Raw genomic sequence first — 17897 nt, 5'->3', positions numbered from 1 at the left:
CATAAAACACCATAGAGCGATTTTTAAATGCTTTATGGCAGTAAAGTGTGTAAATACATACCGGGAATGGTGGTATAATTTTCCCAAAGGTTAAACTGGATGAGTTGCGAAGTAATTGGCAGCATCAGTAATTAACATTGAAGGTTGAAGTAACCCGATAACGTATTTGATTTCTCGCAAAGGCGCAAAGGTTTTTCTTTGCGGCTTTGCGAGCTTATGTTAATTGCATATGATACTTATCACGGGGTAAGTGTTTGCAATAGACAATAAAACTTTCTATTTAGTAATATTTATTTCAAACCGTTTCTTACATCCAATCCAGGCCAATAAAAAAGGTCGAAACACTCTCGCAGTATTTCGACCCTACATCTACCTATGAAAAACAACCCTTTGAGAAGGGTAATAACATTTATTCAAACGAAATGCCAATTGATAATTTAGCACTTATTTGCTTAAAAAACAGGTTTTTAATATTACCTAAACGTTAAACTGTAGAAACTTTCCCCAAACAAGGGTGCGATTTCCACATCTTGAGAAATACGTATAAAATTCAAACAATTTCATTCATTAAATACTTAATCATAGAAACCATCCCAATTAAACTTTGTTAGCCTAACTATGGACTATAATGTATATTTACTGGCAACCGATCCTCAAAACCCCTGCAGGGATGTGATCCACTCCAGGGATACACGTCTTAAAGTAAAAGTTTATTGCCTTGACGAAGAGCAATTTAGTGCGGATGATAACGAAATCCAGCTTTATGGCTATGCCGGTCATAAGCTCTATGCTTTTGAAACCGTCAATGTTGCAGCCGAAGATGCGCTTGATTTAGTAAGTGCCATACAGTGGTATGCTAATTATATTGATTTCCCGAAGATGGAAATCCTCCCCGAAGACCCTCGCCCACGAGCCCAATACCGGGATGTGAAGTAGCAGTAACGTTCTTATTTATTAAAAATCAGCCACATAAAAGTTTTTGAAATTTTATTTTGACAAACAAACGTCAACTCCTATATTTGCAGTCCCAAAAGCAAGGGAGCTTAGCTCAGCTGGTTCAGAGCATCTGCCTTACAAGCAGAGGGTCACTGGTTCGAACCCAGTAGCTCCCACAAAAAAGCCTGACAGCAATGTTGGGCTTTTTATACTTGCATTACACGCAAAATACTTCGCAAAAGTATTTGCATTATATGGCTAAGTAATTTAACTTCGCCGCTCGGTTTTACCAAACATAATGGTAAAATCAAACACAATGGGAGCTTAGCTCAGCTGGTTCAGAGCATCTGCCTTACAAGCAGAGGGTCACTGGTTCGAACCCAGTAGTTCCCACGGAAAAAGCCTAACAGAAATGTTAGGCTTTTTTGTTTTTAATGTCGCAAGGCTGCGCTAAAACTCAAAACACAAAAAAAGGGGCTGCCTCCGGCAGCCCCTCAAACAATAAAAAATTATTATCCTATAAATTCACTTCCGCCAATACCGGGAAATGATCTGACGGAAATTTACCGTGATAGCTATCGCTTAAAATGCCCCACCTTTTAACATCCACTTTACCGGTGGTGAAAATATGATCGATTACGCCGTTTGATTTTAAAGCCCTTCCAAATGAGTTAAAAGAGGCGTTAAACTCATAAGGTTGAGCTGCCTGGTTATAAGTATCAACTAAATAATTTGAGGTCGCCAGTCGCTGGTACCAGGCACTGTTATGGTCGCCGTTCAGGTCGCCGGTAAATATGGCTTTTTCGTTGCCTGCAATTTCTTTGATCTTTTTCAGGATCAGTTTACCACTTTCTTCGCGGGCAATTTTTCCCTGGTGATCAAAGTGCGCGTTAAAGAAATAGAATTTCTTTTTGCTTTCCTTATCCTGCAGGTATACCCATGAGCAGATGCGGTTACAGCAGGTTGCATCCCAGCCCAAACCCGGCTTATCAGGCGTTTCAGACAGCCAGAAATCGCCTTTTTTTAGCAACACAAAGCGGCTCTTTTTAAAGAAGATAGCCGAATGCTCACCCGCATCTTTTCCATCATCCCTACCTAAGCCATAACGCTCATACTCGGGCAGGGCATTATTCAAATCATCCAGCTGATTTTTCAAACCTTCCTGCGTACCAAAAATATCAAATTGGTGAAAGCGGATCAGTGCTGCGGCAACAGGTGCGCGGTTAATCCATAAATTACCGGTATCCCTTGGGTTATCGAAACGCAAATTGAAAGTTCCGGCAATTAAATGCTGTGCACGACCCTGCATGCATACCAAAGCAAATAATGCCGCAAATAAATATTGTTTTATTTTCATGATATATATCTGTTATAATTATTGTTCCCAGCCCGGGTTTTGACCTAATTTAGGGTTCTGAAGCCTATCGGTTTCAGGGATTGGGTACAGGTAAAATTTATTATCCCATTTACGCTGAACCGTTGTTAGCCAGGTAAGCTCATTATCACTGTTAAGCCTTTGCGGGTTTGCAGTACCTCCGGTTAATGTAGCGGCAACGCTCACATAGGTTACACCTGCCACCTGGTTTGCCGGCAATGTAGTGTAAAAACATACATCAGGCTTGCCATCTTCATTTAAATCAAGCGGCACATCCAGGGCCGGTACATAAAAGCCGTTCCAGGTTTGGTCCATCAACTCGCCGCGTTTCCACCTTACTATGTCATTGAACCTGAAACCTTCAAAGGCAAGTTCAATGCCGCGCTCGCGCCTTATTTCCAACAAAGCAGGATCAGAGATAGCCGGAAAGTAATTTGTTTGCAGGTATTTATCCGCAACAACGGGCTTGGTAGCAGTGTTACCTGTTATGCCTGCCCTGCGGCGTAAAGAACCAATGGTCAGGTTCCAGTCGGCATCAGTAAAGGTACCCAACTCGGCTTTTGCTTCGGCATAGTTTAACAACACCTCTGCATAGCGCATAAGCGGTATTGAGTTGGTATTGCGCGATCCGCCATCCATTGAGGCATCATCCTGGGTTAATTTGATGGGCTGATAACCTGTATAGGTATATGAAAACACCGGCGGTGCTGCTTGCTGAGTAGCGCCGTTTAAGCGGGTGTAGTTGCCCATACGGATGGTTTGTTGCAAACGCATGTCACGGCCTTTTACCTCCTGCGCAAAAGGCATTGTTTTATAACCGGACTTATCGGTAAACGGCGTGCCATCGATATTCAAATAAGTATTTACAAATGTGCGGATAAAGCTTAACCTGTCGCCGTAAGTGGCGCTAGTCCAGTACCAGTTGGAATCATTGAAGATACCCAGTGCAGGATCAGAAATTGCTGCAAGGATCACTTCCGATGCTACCGGCGCCTGGCTGGTAAACAACTGCCTGTAAGCTTTATCTGTTCCACCTGCAGTATTAAGACTAAAACCGCCTTCGCTCATCACTTTTTGCGCAGCATCTGCAGCCTGGGTAAGCAGGCCATTAACTGACGACTGCAAACCGTACTCATCATGGTATTTCCTGAATGTACCTTCAAACAAGCAAACCCTTGATTTAAATGCATAAGCAGTGTATTTAGTGATAAGGCTGCGGGTGTTGTCGGTAGTATTAATGTGCAGGCCTGCATAATCAAGGTCGGCAAGTATCGAATCAACAACAAGGGTCCTTTTATCCCTGCCGTTATATAACGCAGGATCATCAACCTTCATTGTTTTGCCATACCATGGCACGTCGCCAAAACGCTTAAGCTTATCAAAGTAAAACCAGGCCCTGAAAAAGCGTGCAAGGCCAATAAAATGCTGGCGCTGATCAAGCGAAATACTCGGGTTATTACAATTTTCGATAAAGTAGTTGATGTTGCGCAGGCCGGTCCAGGTCCAGCCGCTGCTTTGCCTTGGGCCATAGGCACCCGGTCTTAAAAAATCCGGAACCGATGTCCTTGCCGCGTAATCAGCCATGGCATCACCGCGTACAGCATCGCCCGCGGTTGGCAGGATATCATAAAACGAGTTGGCATAAAGCTGCAGGCCGTTTATGCTTCCAAAAACAGCGCTGTTGGTAGCGGTGTCTTTGGGTACCTGGTCTAATTTCTTACAGCTAACTGTAATCAAGCTTGCAAAAAGCATTGCTATGGCTAACTTAATGTGTGTTGCTTTTATGTGAAACATATTTAATGTTTTTTAAATTTTCGTACTGCGATTGATTAAAATGTTGCGGTTAAGCCCAGGGTTACGCTCTTTAATATCGGGTAGTTATTACCGTTACCGCTGTTACCATCGGTAAGTACCCTGTCTGATCCGTTGATACTTTCGGGGTCGATATCCTTGGTAATTTTATAAAGCGGCGACCATGTCAACAGGTTCTCGCCCGAAAGGAACACGCGAAGATTGTTTAGTTTGATCTTCTGGATCAAACGCAATGGCAGGTTATAACCTACCTGTACATTTTTCATACGCAGGTAAGCAGCATTTTGCAAATATTTGGTTTGCGCCTGGGTTAACTCGCCCGATCCGTTTTGTGCCGAATAGCCGCGGTACCTTGGGAAGTAAGCGTCAGGATTATCCTCCGACCAGATTTTACCCAATTGCGATTGTGGCACTTTGTTGTAAGGCCTGTTGTATTGTCCCCAGAAAACACTTGCTTCTGAGCCCGGGTACCAGTCGCGTTTGGCAACACCCTGAAAAAATGCCGAGAAAAAGAAGTTGTTCCAGTCGGCATCAACACCAATACCGTAAGTATACCTTGGGGTAGCATTACCGATGATGCGCTTGTCGCCGGGTTTGTTTACGGTTTGGTCGCCGTAGTCAATTACGCCATCGCCGTTAAGGTCTTTAAATTTGATATCGCCCGGCAAAAGTTGCCCTGTAGTAGAAGCCTTGATAAGCGTTTGCTTAGGCGAGTTGGCAATATCCTGTGCAGAAGTAAAATAACCAGCTGTTTCAAATCCCCAGATCTCGCCTATTGTTTGGCCTGCATAATAATCGCTTAAACGTTTATCGGGGTTGTTGTATTTGGTAATTTTAGAAGTGTAATCGGCCAGTGTTAATCTTAAACCATAGTTAAACGGCTTGGTACCGGCGTTAAATTTATCGCGCCAGGCTACGGTTACTTCCCAGCCTTTTGTTTTCAGGTCGGCGTAGTTACCTTTAGGCACATCGGTACCAAAAACAGCGGGAAGCGTCATACCCACAGTAAACATGTTTGTTGTTTTGCGGATGTAGGCATCGCCCGAAATGGTTAAACGGTTAGATAGCATGCCCAAGTCTAAACCAAGGTTTTGTGTGTTTGAAGTTTCCCAGGTTAAACCATCAGGCAATACGCCCGGCTGACTGGTTTTTTGAGGCAATACCCCATTCAGGATCCTGCCCGATTTAGAAATATTGAATTTTTCCTGGAATGCATATGAGCCGATGCTGCCGTTACCCAATGAACCGTAAGAAGCCCTTACTTTTAAGTTGGTGATCAGCTCTTTCGATACTTTCCAGAATGGCTCGTTGGAGATTTTCCAACCTGCAGAAACTGAAGGAAAGAAAGCATAACGCTGATCGGCAGGGAATTTTGACGAACCATCATAACGACCATCCGCTTCAATTAGATACCTGTCTTTAAACGAGTAATTTAAACGATAGAAACCGCCCACAATATCCCACTGGTCCCAACCACCTGAAGTGCTGATTGCCTGACCCAATGCCAGGTTAATATCAGTAGCATCTTCAAAAATTAAACCGTTACGTGTTACATCAAGCGTTTTTTTGGTTGATTGCTCAAAGTTGAACCCTGCTAATGCTTTAAAGTAGTGGCCACCATTTAATTTAGGTTCAAACTCGCCGTAAGTATTTGTAGCTATATATTGCGTACTCTGGCTGTAAACTTCAAGATCGTTATAAGCAGTACCAACATATTCAATTACCCCTGGTTTGCGGCTGTAAGGAACGGGCACTCGTTTACGGTTTTGACCGTTATCGGTGTTTTGAAAAGTGAAATCGCCTTTAACACGGAATGTATTATCAAAAAACTGGGCTACAAAGCCGGTTGTATTTCTGAATACCCGGTTATCGAAGTTGATACCATTTTTGCCGTAGTAAAAGTCCCCCACGGAATATGCGGCCGAGTAAGTAAGCGTACCATCGGGATTAAATAAGGGTACCATGGTATGGCCTTCGTCCTGCAGGTTTCTCCAGATACTTCCCCCCTCACCCACGTTCAGCGGGTTGTGGTATTTCATATTTGAGTAATCGGCATTATTATAAAGGCTTAACCATGGGTAAACCTGCAATGAACCTTTAGCCCTCAGGTTGTACATGCTATAATCATCAGAATTATAGCGGAACAAACCATCCTGCGAATAATAACGCCCGGTGATCAGGAAGTCGGCTTTGCCACTGTTACCTGAAATAGCAAGATTATGCTCACGGGCTTCGTTATGATCTTTGTATAACAGCTTGTACCAATCGGTATTGCCATAATATTCATATTCGCCGGCGCTGTTAACTATGGTTGAAGGCAAAGAAGGATCAAGAGAATGTTTTCTTAATTCCTCAAGATATGCCGGAGAAAACTTAACTGTTTTGTTGATGTTTTGTGGTGTTTGTGAATAATCATTCCAGGCACTCCATGCATCGTTAAACATCTTGGCGAAGGTGTAGCCATCAGTAACAAACTTAGGCACAGCAGTTGGGCTTTTAACCGAGTGGTTAAATGAATAGGTAACGCTGGTTTTTTCTTTGGATGGATTTTTAGTGGTGATGAGGATCACGCCAAATGCACCCCTTGCACCATATATAGAGGCCGAAGCCGCATCTTTCAATACCGATACTGAGGCCACATCATTCGGGTTAATCCTGCTTGGATCGCCTTCCACACCGTCAACTAAAACCAGCGCGTTTCCGCCCTGCCCGATCGAAGTAGTACCCCTTACATTGTAGGTGGGCGACTGGATAGGCTTACCATCAAGCGGCACCAGGTTCAGGTTAGGGATTACGCCCTGTAAGCCCTGGGTTAAGTTTGGCAGTGAACGATTTTCAAATACCTTTGAGGTAACCTGCTCAACGGCACCGGTAAGGTTTTGCTTTTTCTGTGTGCCGTAACCAACAACCAATACTTCGTTCAACGTACCCGATTGTGCAACAAGTGTTATGGGATTAAGTTGTGTAACCTCGCCCTGTTTTATTTTTACGCCCGTTACACGCTTCGACTCAAACGAAATAAAGCTTACCATTAAGGTGTAATTTCCTTCGTCGGCACTGATGGTAAATTCGCCGTTGATATCGGCCTGTACGCCTTTGCTGGCTTCAAGCAACATAACGGTAGCCCCGGTTAAAGGCGCGCCTTTTTCATCAATGATTTTCCCGGCAATTTTACCTAAGGCCGGCCTTGGCTGATCTTTTTTATATAAGGTAACTGTACCCGATACCTCTTCCTTAAAACCGATATCGGTATTAGCCAAAAGCCTTTTCAATACATCGGCTAAACGCTCGTTATTAAAGGTTTGGCTTTTCACCTGCACGTCGGCCAAACCAAGCAGTTTGGGGTCGTAGGCAAATTCAATATTCCCGGCATTTTCAATTTTTTTAATTGAGGTTAACAGTGTTTCTTTTGAAAGGGAAACGCTAACGCGCTTCTCAAAAACCTGTCCTGTGCTTGGGGCGGCTATCAATACACCTGCGCCCGCAATAATAATGGTGTAAATCAGAAAAGTGATACGCATGGCTTTACTTAAGCAACGTAAGTTTTTTTTCATACTTTTGAGTTCTTAGTGGATTTTTAACGGAGAAACTAAGGGCATAAGCAAATAGGGCTCAATCTATTAGCTTTGCGAACTATGGCCGGATCTGCTACAGACCGGCTTTTTTTATTAATATAGGGTTACATCATTATTTTGCCTCCTGCAACTGTTTTTATGGATTGAACATATTAGCCTCATGGTTTCATCAACCGTGCGCGACCGGCTGATGATGATATTGTATTTGTAGGTATCTGTTTGCTTGTTTTTGCTGGTGAGTTTTACCCCGTAAATGTTATTGACGGTTAGGGCCAATTCCCGGAAAGAGGCATTGCTGAGCGCCGATCGTCCCTCTACCCAACCTTTGCTTTTTTCGCCATTGTAGCTGCTTAGTTTATAGCTATGTTCCTGCAATGAATAAACTGCCCTTTGATTAGGGATCAATACAGCTTTTTTCCCCTGCTTATCACTTACTTCCACATGACCGGTGCGAAGGGTTACAGCTACATAGTTTAGCTGTTTATAGGCTTTTACATTGAATGATGTACCCAGCACCTTTGTGGTTATACTGCCTGTTACTACCAGGAAGGGATAGGCGGCATCATGCTTTACTTCGAAATAAGCTTCACCCTCATCTAAATAAACACTGCGGGTTGCCTTTTTTTCAAAGCCCTCAATGATACGGACGCGTGACATGGCGTTGAGCCAAACAGTTGAACCATCAGGTAGTTCCAATTTTTTTACCTGCCCTATACCTGTTTTAAAGATAGCATAGGTCGGCTTCTGCTGTTCCTGCTGCTGCGCTATTTCTCGGCGCAGAAGCAACCCTGCTGTAACCAGCACAATGATTGCAGCGGCGGCGGCATACCTGATAAAATTAAGTCTTCGTATTTTGGGAGGATTGTTATTTACATGCGCTTTGGCGTAGTTGTAAATTTCGCTTTTTAACTGCTGTTCTTTAGCGAGGGGCAAGGGTTCATCGATATCATCATATGATTGATACCATCCATCAACCAATTTTCGCTCCTGTTCGGTAGCTTTATTTTTAACGTAGCGGTCAATTAATTTTTTAAGCTCCGACGAGTCCATCCAGTTTTGTGCTTTTTATTGGGATGTTGCACAAAGCCGCTTTTACTACTTCTATTTTACATCAATTTTTCGTTAACTTTGTGTAAACAAGATCACGAGGCAAATAAAACAGTTAATATAACGATCAGGATATTCAACTTTAAGGCGGCGCTTTAAACGCTTTAGCGCTTCGGTAATATTATTTGATACGGTTTGCTCGGCAAGGTTAAGATTTTCGGCAATTTCCTTTACCGAATAGCTATCGCTCCGCAGCAGGAAAGCACGCTTCATATTAGCCGGCATCTCTTCTACTTCTTCGCTCACAATTTTTTCGAGGTTAAAATATGAGGATAGGTTTTCTTCCTTATAGATGATATCGTTCATCCGTGACAGTGCATGCTCCATAGCATTTTGCCTGATGCCCTCCGACCGAAAATGATTTAATACTTTGCGTTTAACCGCACCAAACAAAAACTGCTCAAGAGAGGTGTTTATTTGTAGTTCATTTCGCTTTTGCCAAACATCTATCAACAGGTTTTGCACAATGTCTTTCGCGGCCTCGTAATCACCTAATCTTACCTGCGCAGCCATAAAAAGGGACTTCCAATAGCGGTTGAACAATACATCAAAAGCACTGATGTTATCGTCTCTAAGCATTTCCAACAGTTCATGATCAGCAGGAGGAGTATCAAATTGTTGCATCCGCCAAAATTAAACAACCTAAGTAAAGTAAAAGTTAAATAACAAACTGATCGTACAGAAGCGGTTAATTGCCTTTTGAAGTACCAACAAAAGCTTTAACCGCATCTCCTGTAATTTGAAAATAAGCAGGACCTGCAAGCAGCGTTATTTTGGTTATAGGTTGAAACGAGCTCAGCGAATGATTTTTCAAAAACTGCTCAGTTTCATAAGCATTTACAGCCCCTTTAACAACATTCACTGCTACAATACCCGTAGGCGAATCAATACCGGCATCTTTTAAATCGCTGGCATGCGAGTAGCTGCTTACGCCTAAGCGCAGAGCTTCACGCATTTCTACACGGCCAACACTGGTCATCAGCTCGGAGTTAAATGCTTTACGGTCGCCAAGCCCAATGATCAGCAGCTTTTCGGCAGGCATGCTGCCGGCGGGTGGTGTAATCAATATGGTTTCCAATGCATGGCCTTCAAACCTGCCGCTTTTTCGTAATTCGGTAAGCATTCCCTTCAGCGCGTCATCTATATGTACCAATCCGTTAAGGTTACGCGGCAATGCGGGCGGCGAGTTAAATATATCTCCATCGGTGTATTCAAAAACGCAAATAACCTGTAAGGGCGTTTGCTGGTTAGACGGCGCCTGAACAGCCGTTGTTATCGTCATCCCATCTATTTGCCCCAATATGGCTGATGTTCCGGCGGCGGGCAATGCCGAAGCCTGCGTTTGTGCCCACCCGTTTGTAAAATTGATTAAAACGATGGCTACACTGGCGATAAGCAACCGTAACGAACCTATATAAGATTTTACAGATAATTTTTGAGTTAGTGTAATAGCGTGTTCCATGATGACGATGTTTAAATTACTGATACGTCAAAAATGGGGGAAATAAAAAAACAAAAAGATGACGTAGATTAAGAAATGCAAGACCTCTTAAATAACATCCCAATCCGCTATTAAATGTAAATCAGATTTTCTGATCGGGTAATGAGGGCTGCGCCTGCTTCGCTTATAATAACATCGCAATCTTTTACTGAAATATGATGCTTAAACTGACCGATGAGTTCGATCCAATCCCGCGAGGTGAATACCGGCGCTTCGATCTGAACAGATTCTACCAGGATCTCTTCGCCATCGAGCACAAGGCGCCAGCATTGGGTTTGACCATTACTATTGGTATTATAGCGAATATGTGCTAACTGCACTTTCTTATGCATAAACATATAGGGGTTTCCGCAACAAACGGCGAATTAAAGGGAAAAGTATTTACTGTTAACGCACCTCTAAAATCTATCTTATTTGTTACTTATATCGGGACCCTTAACCCGAAACCCTCCTTAGTATCACAAGAAATAACATAAATGTTTAGCCTTTTTTGTTCCTTTGTCTGCAACCTATGCAAACATTAAAGCAGTTACAAAACGGAGAATTAAAAGGAGCTATATCGCTCAAACTATCAGACAACCTTTCCCATTTCCCTGTTGAAATTTTTGAACTGGCAGATACGCTGGAGTACCTTGATCTGTCATTCAATAACCTGAACTCATTACCCCCTGATTTTGGCCGGCTCCAAAAACTGAAGATCTTTTTTTGTTCAGAAAATCAATTTACTGTTTTACCGGAGGTATTGTCCGACTGCCCCCTACTCGATATCGTTGGCTTTAAATCAAACCGGATAGAAACAGTACCATCGGCATCAATTAATTCAAATCTCCGTTGGCTTATCCTTACCAACAACAGGATTACTGAGTTACCTGCCGAAACAGGCAATTGCAGCAGAATGCAGAAGCTAATGCTTGCAGGTAATAAATTAAAGGAGTTACCGGCGTCGCTTACCAAGTGTCGTAATTTAGAACTACTCCGGATCTCCGCAAATCAGTTAAATGAATTTCCTGAATGGCTTTTATCTCTGCCCAAGCTATCATGGCTGGCCTTTTCGGGCAATCCTTTCAGCTATAAACCAACAGTACAACCGTTTACACCAATCGACAGTCGCCAGCTGGAAATCAGCGAAATGCTTGGCGAAGGTGCATCGGGCATCATCTCCAAAGCTACCTGGCGACATGCTGGTAAAACCAGTGAAGTTGCTGTCAAAATATTTAAAGGCGCGGTTACCAGCGATGGCCTGCCCGAAGATGAAATGAACGCTTGTATTACCGCTGGCAACCATGACGGATTAGTAGAGTTGATAGGCCAGATCACCAATCATCCCGAAAATAAAGAAGGGCTGGTAATGAAACTCATACCCGAAAGCTTTTACAACCTCGGTCTGCCCCCCAGCTTCGTTAGCTGCACGCGCGATGTTTTTAAACCCGGCATGGGCCTTACACCGGCACATGTATTAAAAATTGCAGGAACCATTGCCTCCGTAGCAGAACACCTGCACAACAAAGGCATTATGCACAGTGACCTTTACGCCCACAACATTTTGGTTGATGATGAAGCTAACACGCTGTTCAGCGATTTTGGAGCAGCCTGCTTTTATGATCTTTCAGATATAGAAACCGCTAAGAAGCTTGAGCTGCTTGAAGTAAGAGCCTATGGCTGCCTGCTTGATGATCTTATCAGCCTGTGTAATGAAGCTGAACATCCCGGCATTGAAAAACTTACGGCGCTCCGGGATCTGTGTATGAGTGATAATGCGCTGAAGCGTCCTCTGTTTTCTCAAATAAGCTCCCAATTGTCGGGGGTAAAATAACCCGCGAATACCTGCTGATACTTCTTTAGATTTTGAGTGCATTTACGCCTACCCAACTCCTTTTCTGAAATAAATCGGATTGAAGGTAACCCGTAGACTTGCTTTTTTAGAAAAATTTGAACGAAAAATGATAATTTTTACTAATCCGTCGATTCATTCACCAGATTCGTCGGTTTTTTTTTGATTTTAACAATCCATGTATTAGATTTGCAGCTATTTCAATACAAGGTTACCACCTTGATTTGTGATAAGGTTTAGGTTTAAAGCCTCCAAGCAGCGAGTGCAAGGAGGCTTTTATTTTTTAATCTTATCAATAACGTATCAACTAAAGTTTTAGTGTTTAAACAAGCATAAAAAAGTGCTAAGTCTGAAGTTTTTAGTCTTAAGTCTTATTTATCAACATTACATGCTGTATACCATAAACTTAACGACTAAAAACACAACTGTAAATCTAAGTTGTGTTTTTAACAATATAACCGACTTTGAACTTAAAACTAACGACTTGAGACTTAGAACTCCGAACTTACGACTTACTTATTTTCCTTCACCACATCAATAAGCCAGGTGACCAGACCAATGAAGCCGGCAATAAACAACCCTGCTCCTGCACCACGTGCGTAATCGTCCCAATTATCGGCCGGGCCACTGGGAATGGCCATCCCTGCCGAAAACAGGATAATACCTATCAACAAAAGATAAACAGAGCGTTTTGCTTTATTTTTCATCGGCGTAAATTAAAAAAATCATTTTTAATTTCTGTATTTTTGCAACCTCTTAAAAACGAGGTGAAATAATAGATGTACAAGGAATATAAGCAGTTAAACTTATCGCAAACAGGCAAAGAGATACTGGACTTCTGGAAACAGAAAAATATTTTCGAGAAAAGCATTACCAGCCGTCCGGCGGGTAACCCTTATACTTTTTATGAAGGGCCGCCGAGCGCTAACGGTATGCCCGGTATTCACCACGTAATGGCGCGCTCTATTAAAGATATTTTTTGTCGCTACAAAACCCTTAAAGGCTACCAGGTAAAACGCAAAGGCGGCTGGGACACCCATGGCTTGCCAATTGAGCTTGCTGTTGAAAAAGCTTTGGGCATCACTAAAGATGACATCGGCAAAAAAATAAGCGTTAAAGATTATAACGATGCCTGCCGTAAGGAGGTAATGCGCTACACCGACGTTTGGAACGACCTAACCGAAAAAATGGGTTACTGGGTTGACCTGAATGATCCGTACATCACTTATAAAAACGAATACATTGAAAGCCTCTGGTGGATCCTGAAGCAGCTGCATAAAAAAGACATGCTGTACAAAGGTTATACCGTACAGCCATACTCGCCAAAATCAGGTACCGGTTTAAGCTCACACGAGCTTAACCAGCCGGGCACCTACAAAATGGTGAAGGATACTACCATAGTAGCCCAGTTTAAAGTTAAACACGATGCCGATTCGGAGTTTTTGTTTAATGGCGTAGATACCGAGGTGTTTATCCTGGCCTGGACAACTACTCCTTGGACTTTACCATCAAACTGTGCCCTTGCCGTTGGCGAAGATATTACCTACGTTAAGATCAGCACCTTTAACCCATACACCTACCTGCCGGTTTGTGTAGTGCTGGCTAAAGACCTGGTTAAAAAATACTTTAAAGCCGAGGGTGAGAACGCCTCTTTTACCGACTACAAAGGCGGCGACAAGATCATCCCATGGAAAATTGAGGCCGAAGTAAAAGGCAGTGAGCTGGTGGGCATCCATTACGAACAACTGATGCCTTATGTAACCAATGAGGATTTGGAGCAAAACGCTTTCCGCGTGATCCCGGCCGACTTTGTTACTACCGAAGATGGTACGGGCATCGTACACACTGCTTCTGTTTTTGGCGCGGACGACTTCAGGGCCTGTAAGGAAAATAACGTACCATCAGTAATGGTAAAAGACGAAACCGGCAAGGATGTTCCACTGGTGAACAAACAGGGCCGTTTTGTTGACGAAGTTACCGATTATGCGGGCCGTTACGTTAAAGAAGAATATTATACTGATGCCGAGCGTGCCGAAGAAGGTTTTAAACCAACCGACGTACTCATCTCTATCAAATTAAAAACTGAGAACCGCGCGTTCGACGTTAAGAAATACGAGCACAGCTACCCGCACTCATGGCGCAGCGACGAGCCGATATTATATTATCCGCTCGATAGCTGGTTTATCCGCACCACCGCGGTTAAGGATAAAATGGTAGAACTGAACAAAACCATTAACTGGAAACCGGAATCAACTGGTACCGGTCGTTTTGGTAACTGGCTTGAAAATTTGGTTGACTGGAACCTTTCGCGTTCTCGCTACTGGGGTACCCCGCTACCTATCTGGCGCGAGGAAAATGGTACCGAAGAGATCTGTATTGGTTCGATTGCTGAATTAAATACAGAGATCTCGAAATCAATCAAAGCAGGTTTCATGCCTGAAGGCTTTGAGTTGGAAGACATGCACCGCCCTTACGTTGATGATGTTGTTTTAGTATCATCAACCGGCAACAAAATGTTCCGCGAGCCCGATCTGATCGACGTTTGGTTTGATTCGGGCGCTATGCCTTATGCACAATGGCACTTCCCATTTGAAGGTCAGGAAGAATTCAAAAACGCTTACCCGGCAGATTTCATTGCCGAAGGTGTTGACCAAACCCGTGGCTGGTTCTTTACCCTGCATGCGATAGCCGTAATGCTGAGCGAAGCAAGTGATGAGGTTAAAGCCGTCAATGAACAGGTGGGCAACAAAGGTATCGCCTTTAAAAATGTGGTATCAAACGGCCTGGTGCTGGATAAAAATGGCAATAAAATGTCTAAACGTTTAGGCAACGCTGTTGATCCGTTCGAGACCATCGAAAAATACGGTGCCGATGCCGCCCGCTGGTACATGATCAGCAATGCATCGCCATGGGATAACCTTAAATTTAATGAAGAGGGCATTGATGAAGTTAGGCGTAAGTTTTTCGGTACATTGTACAACACCTACTCGTTCTTTACCCTGTACGCTAATATTGATAAGTTCACTTACAGCGAACCGGAGATAGAGAACAGCAAACGCCCTGAAATTGACCGCTGGATCATATCCCTGTTAAACACCTTAAGCAAAGAGGTTGACGGCTACTATGCCGATTTTGAGCCAACCAAGGCCGCCCGTGCTATCCAGGAGTTTGTGGATATACATTTCAGCAACTGGTTTATCCGTTTAAGCCGCCGCCGTTTCTGGAAATCAGATGACTCGGAGGATAAACTTTCGGCTTATCAAACCTTGTATACCTGCTTAATAGCTATCAGCAAATTGATGTCGCCCATTGCGCCGTTCTTTGCCGATAGGTTATATTGCGACCTGAATGCTGTTACCGGCAAGGAAGAGTTTGAATCGGTACATTTAGCTTACTTCCCTGAGTACAACAGCGCATTGGTTGATGCTGAGCTGGAAGAGCGCATGCAACTTGCACAGGATGTTTCGTCATTAACATTGTCGCTTCGTAAAAAGGTGAATATCAACGTGCGCCAGCCATTGAGCAAAATTTTATTGCCAATACTGGATAAAAGCTTTAAATTACACGTTGAGCAGGTTAAAGACCTCATTTTGTCTGAAACCAACATTAAAGATATTGAGTATATTACCGATACCGCAGGTTTCATTAAAAAGAAAATAAAGCCAAACTTTAAGGCCTTAGGCCAAAAGGTAGGTAAGGATATGAAAGTTGTAGCCGAAGCCATCACAAACTTCACCCAGGATGATATTGCTACGTTAGAAACTAATGGCAAGATCCAGGTTCTTGATGGCAAATACGAAGTATTAGCTACCGACGTAGAGATCATAGCCGAAGATGTTCCCGGATGGCAGGTGGCAAATTTGGGAAAACTAACCGTGGCTTTAGATGTTACCATAACCAACGAATTGAAACAGGAAGGTATCTCGCGCGAGTTTATCAACCGTGTGCAGAATATACGTAAGACCAAAGGATTTGAAGTAACTGACAGGATAAACGTGCAGACAAGCAGCACCCCGGTGATCAAAGAGGCCGTGGAAAACAATCTATCCTATATTTGCGCCGAAATCCTGGCCGACAGCATCGTGTTTGTGGAGAACCTGACCGGGGGAGAACCTGTTACAATTGATGAACAAGAAATATTGATTGCTATTAGTAAAGTATAATGAAACAAGAACAAGAAAAAACCAGATATTCTGAAGCTGACCTGCAGGAATTTAAAGGGATTATCCTGGATAAAATGCGCATAGCCCGCGAAGAATTAAGTTCATTGGCTACGTCATTAAGTTCGCCTAATGCCAACGGCACCGATGATACCGCCGGTACTTACAAAACATTAGAAGACGGTTCGGCCACGCTTGAAAAAGAGCAGATAAACCAATTGGCGGCCCGTCAAAAAAAGTTTATTGAGCAACTTGAGGCTGCCCTTGTACGTATTGAAAATAAAACTTACGGTGTTTGCCGCGAAACAGGCAAGCTGATCCCGAAAGAGCGTTTACGTGCTGTTCCGCACACTACCCTCTCAATGGAAGCTAAATTAAAGCAATAAATGAAGGCTGCTTATACCAAACCTTTTTTAACTGCTGCCTTTATCATCCTTGCCGACCAGATCATTAAAACCTGGGTTCGTGCGCATATGCAAATGGGCGAAGAAATTCGTTTCCTGGGGAGCCGGGGTATGTTGCATTATACCGAAAACAACGGCATGGCATTTGGCATGGAATGGGGCGGCGATGCGGGTAAACTGGCATTAACGCTGTTCCGCATAGTTGCGGTTTGCGGTATAATTTACACCCTTATTTATTTAATTAAACATAAATACCACCGCGGGCTCATCATGAACGTAGCGCTCATTTTAGCCGGTGCTATGGGCAATATCATTGATTCAACCTTTTATGGTTTGATGTATAAATATGCCCCGATATTTCATGGCCGTGTGGTTGATATGTTTTACTTTCCGTTGCTACGCGGCACCTATCCATCATGGTTCCCGTTTTGGGCAGGTGAGTCGTTCGAGTTTTTCAGGCCGGTGTTTAACCTGGCCGATGCCTCTATCTGCGTAGGCGTAATTATGATACTCCTGTACCAGAAACGCTATTTCAAACATGAAAAACCCGAAGTAGCCAGCCCCAACAGCGAAATGGTTGAAGAATAGAATTATTATAGATTTATATATGAAAAGCCGCGATGAGCGGCTTTTTTTGTTTGTTAAGCGTTCGTAATCAAATAAATGTCATTGCGAGAAGCGAAGTAAGGCCTCGCGCGCATTAGGGGCGACGAAGCAATCGCGAACTTTGCATGGCGGCTCCGTATAGCATGCGATTGCCACGCTATCGCTCGCAATGACATGGTTTTTATTTGTTTTTACAGGAAATCTTATTCTTGCGCTCGTTTGCAACGAGTGCTTAATATGGTTTGGCGATTGTATCGCCTGTTGCGTTATAAACGCAAACCCAGTTTACGCACTCGTTGCAAACGAGCGCGAGTTCGAAAGCCCATACAACCCACCATTCAATAAAATGCCTTTTAACACGTTATATGTACAAAAGCAACTAAATAGTGTATATTGGGGATTTAACAGGGCCGGATTTAACAATTACCACCAAACATTGTGAGTGCTAAACAGATATATCGGCCACGATATATCACGATTTAACACTTTTTAACATTTAAGCATAGATTTTAGTTGGCGAAAAATTGGGCGGGTGTTTAAGTTTGCCTACCGAAACGAAAAAATTTAATGGAAGAACAAAATAGCTATAC

General features: G+C 43.2%; 13 protein-coding genes and 2 tRNA genes. 7 read left to right on the top strand and 8 right to left on the bottom strand.

From position 1 onward, the window contains the following. Window positions 1-618: 618 nt before the first annotated feature. The 3 genes from ACEN9X_RS13060 to ACEN9X_RS13050 all read left to right on the top strand — a co-directional run bounded on the left by ACEN9X_RS13060 (window position 619) and on the right by ACEN9X_RS13050 (window position 1329). Window positions 619-936 (top strand): hypothetical protein, encoded by a 318-nt coding sequence (locus tag ACEN9X_RS13060; protein ID WP_413670778.1) that lies wholly within the window; start codon window positions 619-621, stop codon window positions 934-936. Between the two features lie 101 nt (window positions 937-1037). Continuing rightward, window positions 1038-1112 (top strand) — tRNA-Val (locus ACEN9X_RS13055). A gap of 142 nt (window positions 1113-1254) precedes the next feature. Then, window positions 1255-1329 (top strand) — tRNA-Val (locus tag ACEN9X_RS13050). Window positions 1330-1453: 124 nt separating this feature from the next. Here ACEN9X_RS13050 and ACEN9X_RS13045 read toward each other — a convergent pair. The 7 genes from ACEN9X_RS13045 to ACEN9X_RS13015 all read right to left on the bottom strand — a co-directional run bounded on the left by ACEN9X_RS13045 (window position 1454) and on the right by ACEN9X_RS13015 (window position 10638). Next, window positions 1454-2293, bottom strand: coding sequence for an endonuclease/exonuclease/phosphatase family protein (locus ACEN9X_RS13045; RefSeq protein ID WP_413670777.1), 840 nt, complete (start codon window positions 2291-2293; stop codon window positions 1454-1456). 18 nt (window positions 2294-2311) lie between these two features. After that, window positions 2312-4105 (bottom strand): RagB/SusD family nutrient uptake outer membrane protein, encoded by a 1794-nt coding sequence (locus ACEN9X_RS13040; protein ID WP_413670776.1) that lies wholly within the window; start codon window positions 4103-4105, stop codon window positions 2312-2314. Window positions 4106-4140: 35 nt separating this feature from the next. Then, a complete protein-coding gene (locus ACEN9X_RS13035) occupies window positions 4141-7677 on the bottom strand; it encodes a SusC/RagA family TonB-linked outer membrane protein (RefSeq protein ID WP_413670775.1) in 3537 nt (1178 codons plus the stop codon). Window positions 7678-7791: 114 nt separating this feature from the next. Next, entirely contained in the window at window positions 7792-8748 is a 957-nt protein-coding gene (locus ACEN9X_RS13030) for a FecR family protein (RefSeq protein ID WP_413670774.1), read from the bottom strand. A gap of 72 nt (window positions 8749-8820) precedes the next feature. After that, on the bottom strand, window positions 8821-9429 hold the full coding sequence (locus tag ACEN9X_RS13025; RefSeq protein WP_413670773.1) for an RNA polymerase sigma factor: 609 nt from the start codon (window positions 9427-9429) through the stop codon (window positions 8821-8823). Between the two features lie 64 nt (window positions 9430-9493). Next, entirely contained in the window at window positions 9494-10267 is a 774-nt protein-coding gene (locus ACEN9X_RS13020) for a M17 family peptidase N-terminal domain-containing protein (RefSeq protein WP_413670772.1), read from the bottom strand. A gap of 110 nt (window positions 10268-10377) precedes the next feature. Then, window positions 10378-10638 carry a hypothetical protein gene (locus ACEN9X_RS13015; RefSeq protein ID WP_413670771.1) on the bottom strand — a complete coding sequence of 87 codons (261 nt, stop codon included), beginning with the start codon at window positions 10636-10638 and terminating at the stop codon, window positions 10378-10380. 179 nt (window positions 10639-10817) lie between these two features. Between ACEN9X_RS13015 and ACEN9X_RS13010 the strand changes: the two genes are divergently transcribed. After that, on the top strand, window positions 10818-12119 hold the full coding sequence (locus ACEN9X_RS13010) for a leucine-rich repeat-containing protein kinase family protein (RefSeq protein WP_413670770.1): 1302 nt from the start codon (window positions 10818-10820) through the stop codon (window positions 12117-12119). 530 nt (window positions 12120-12649) lie between these two features. Here ACEN9X_RS13010 and ACEN9X_RS13005 read toward each other — a convergent pair. Further along, window positions 12650-12844 carry a hypothetical protein gene (locus ACEN9X_RS13005; protein ID WP_413670769.1) on the bottom strand — a complete coding sequence of 65 codons (195 nt, stop codon included), beginning with the start codon at window positions 12842-12844 and terminating at the stop codon, window positions 12650-12652. A gap of 72 nt (window positions 12845-12916) precedes the next feature. On the opposite strand from ACEN9X_RS13005, the gene ileS reads away from it, so the two are divergent. Genes ileS through ACEN9X_RS12990 form a run of 3 tightly spaced genes read left to right on the top strand, consistent with a single transcriptional unit; the run spans window position 12917 to window position 17289 of the window. Next, window positions 12917-16300 (top strand): isoleucine--tRNA ligase, encoded by a 3384-nt coding sequence (gene ileS, locus ACEN9X_RS13000; RefSeq protein ID WP_413670768.1) that lies wholly within the window; start codon window positions 12917-12919, stop codon window positions 16298-16300. Then, on the top strand, window positions 16300-16683 hold the full coding sequence (locus ACEN9X_RS12995; protein ID WP_413670767.1) for a TraR/DksA family transcriptional regulator: 384 nt from the start codon (window positions 16300-16302) through the stop codon (window positions 16681-16683). Before ileS ends, ACEN9X_RS12995 begins: the two co-directional genes overlap by 1 nt. Further along, window positions 16684-17289, top strand: a complete 606-nt coding sequence (locus tag ACEN9X_RS12990; RefSeq protein ID WP_413670766.1) for a lipoprotein signal peptidase — start codon at window positions 16684-16686, stop codon at window positions 17287-17289. It abuts the gene before it with no gap. Window positions 17290-17897: the final 608 nt, after the last annotated feature.

Origin of the sequence: Mucilaginibacter sp. Mucisp86 (genome assembly GCF_047324315.1) — a bacterium.
Lineage (GTDB): Bacteria > Bacteroidota > Bacteroidia > Sphingobacteriales > Sphingobacteriaceae > Mucilaginibacter.
Note: the sequence above shows the minus strand (reverse complement) of the source record. Positions and strands in the feature narration are given on the sequence as shown.

What these genes read in the sequence shown, in the direction of transcription:
- ACEN9X_RS13045 (WP_413670777.1), bottom strand. Translation starts at nt 2,293, where the DNA reads ATGAAAATAAAACAATATTTATTTGCGGCATTATTTGCTTTGGTATGC.
- ACEN9X_RS13060 (WP_413670778.1), top strand. Translation starts at nt 619, where the DNA reads ATGGACTATAATGTATATTTACTGGCAACCGATCCTCAAAACCCCTGC.
- ACEN9X_RS13025 (WP_413670773.1), bottom strand. Translation starts at nt 9,429, where the DNA reads ATGCAACAATTTGATACTCCTCCTGCTGATCATGAACTGTTGGAAATG.
- ACEN9X_RS13020 (WP_413670772.1), bottom strand. Translation starts at nt 10,267, where the DNA reads ATGGAACACGCTATTACACTAACTCAAAAATTATCTGTAAAATCTTAT.
- ACEN9X_RS12990 (WP_413670766.1), top strand. Translation starts at nt 16,684, where the DNA reads ATGAAGGCTGCTTATACCAAACCTTTTTTAACTGCTGCCTTTATCATC.
- ACEN9X_RS13035 (WP_413670775.1), bottom strand. Translation starts at nt 7,677, where the DNA reads ATGAAAAAAAACTTACGTTGCTTAAGTAAAGCCATGCGTATCACTTTT.
- ACEN9X_RS13040 (WP_413670776.1), bottom strand. Translation starts at nt 4,105, where the DNA reads ATGTTTCACATAAAAGCAACACACATTAAGTTAGCCATAGCAATGCTT.
- ACEN9X_RS13010 (WP_413670770.1), top strand. Translation starts at nt 10,818, where the DNA reads ATGCAAACATTAAAGCAGTTACAAAACGGAGAATTAAAAGGAGCTATA.
- ACEN9X_RS12995 (WP_413670767.1), top strand. Translation starts at nt 16,300, where the DNA reads ATGAAACAAGAACAAGAAAAAACCAGATATTCTGAAGCTGACCTGCAG.
- ACEN9X_RS13005 (WP_413670769.1), bottom strand. Translation starts at nt 12,844, where the DNA reads ATGAAAAATAAAGCAAAACGCTCTGTTTATCTTTTGTTGATAGGTATT.
- ACEN9X_RS13015 (WP_413670771.1), bottom strand. Translation starts at nt 10,638, where the DNA reads ATGCATAAGAAAGTGCAGTTAGCACATATTCGCTATAATACCAATAGT.
- ileS (WP_413670768.1), top strand. Translation starts at nt 12,917, where the DNA reads ATGTACAAGGAATATAAGCAGTTAAACTTATCGCAAACAGGCAAAGAG.
- ACEN9X_RS13030 (WP_413670774.1), bottom strand. Translation starts at nt 8,748, where the DNA reads ATGGACTCGTCGGAGCTTAAAAAATTAATTGACCGCTACGTTAAAAAT.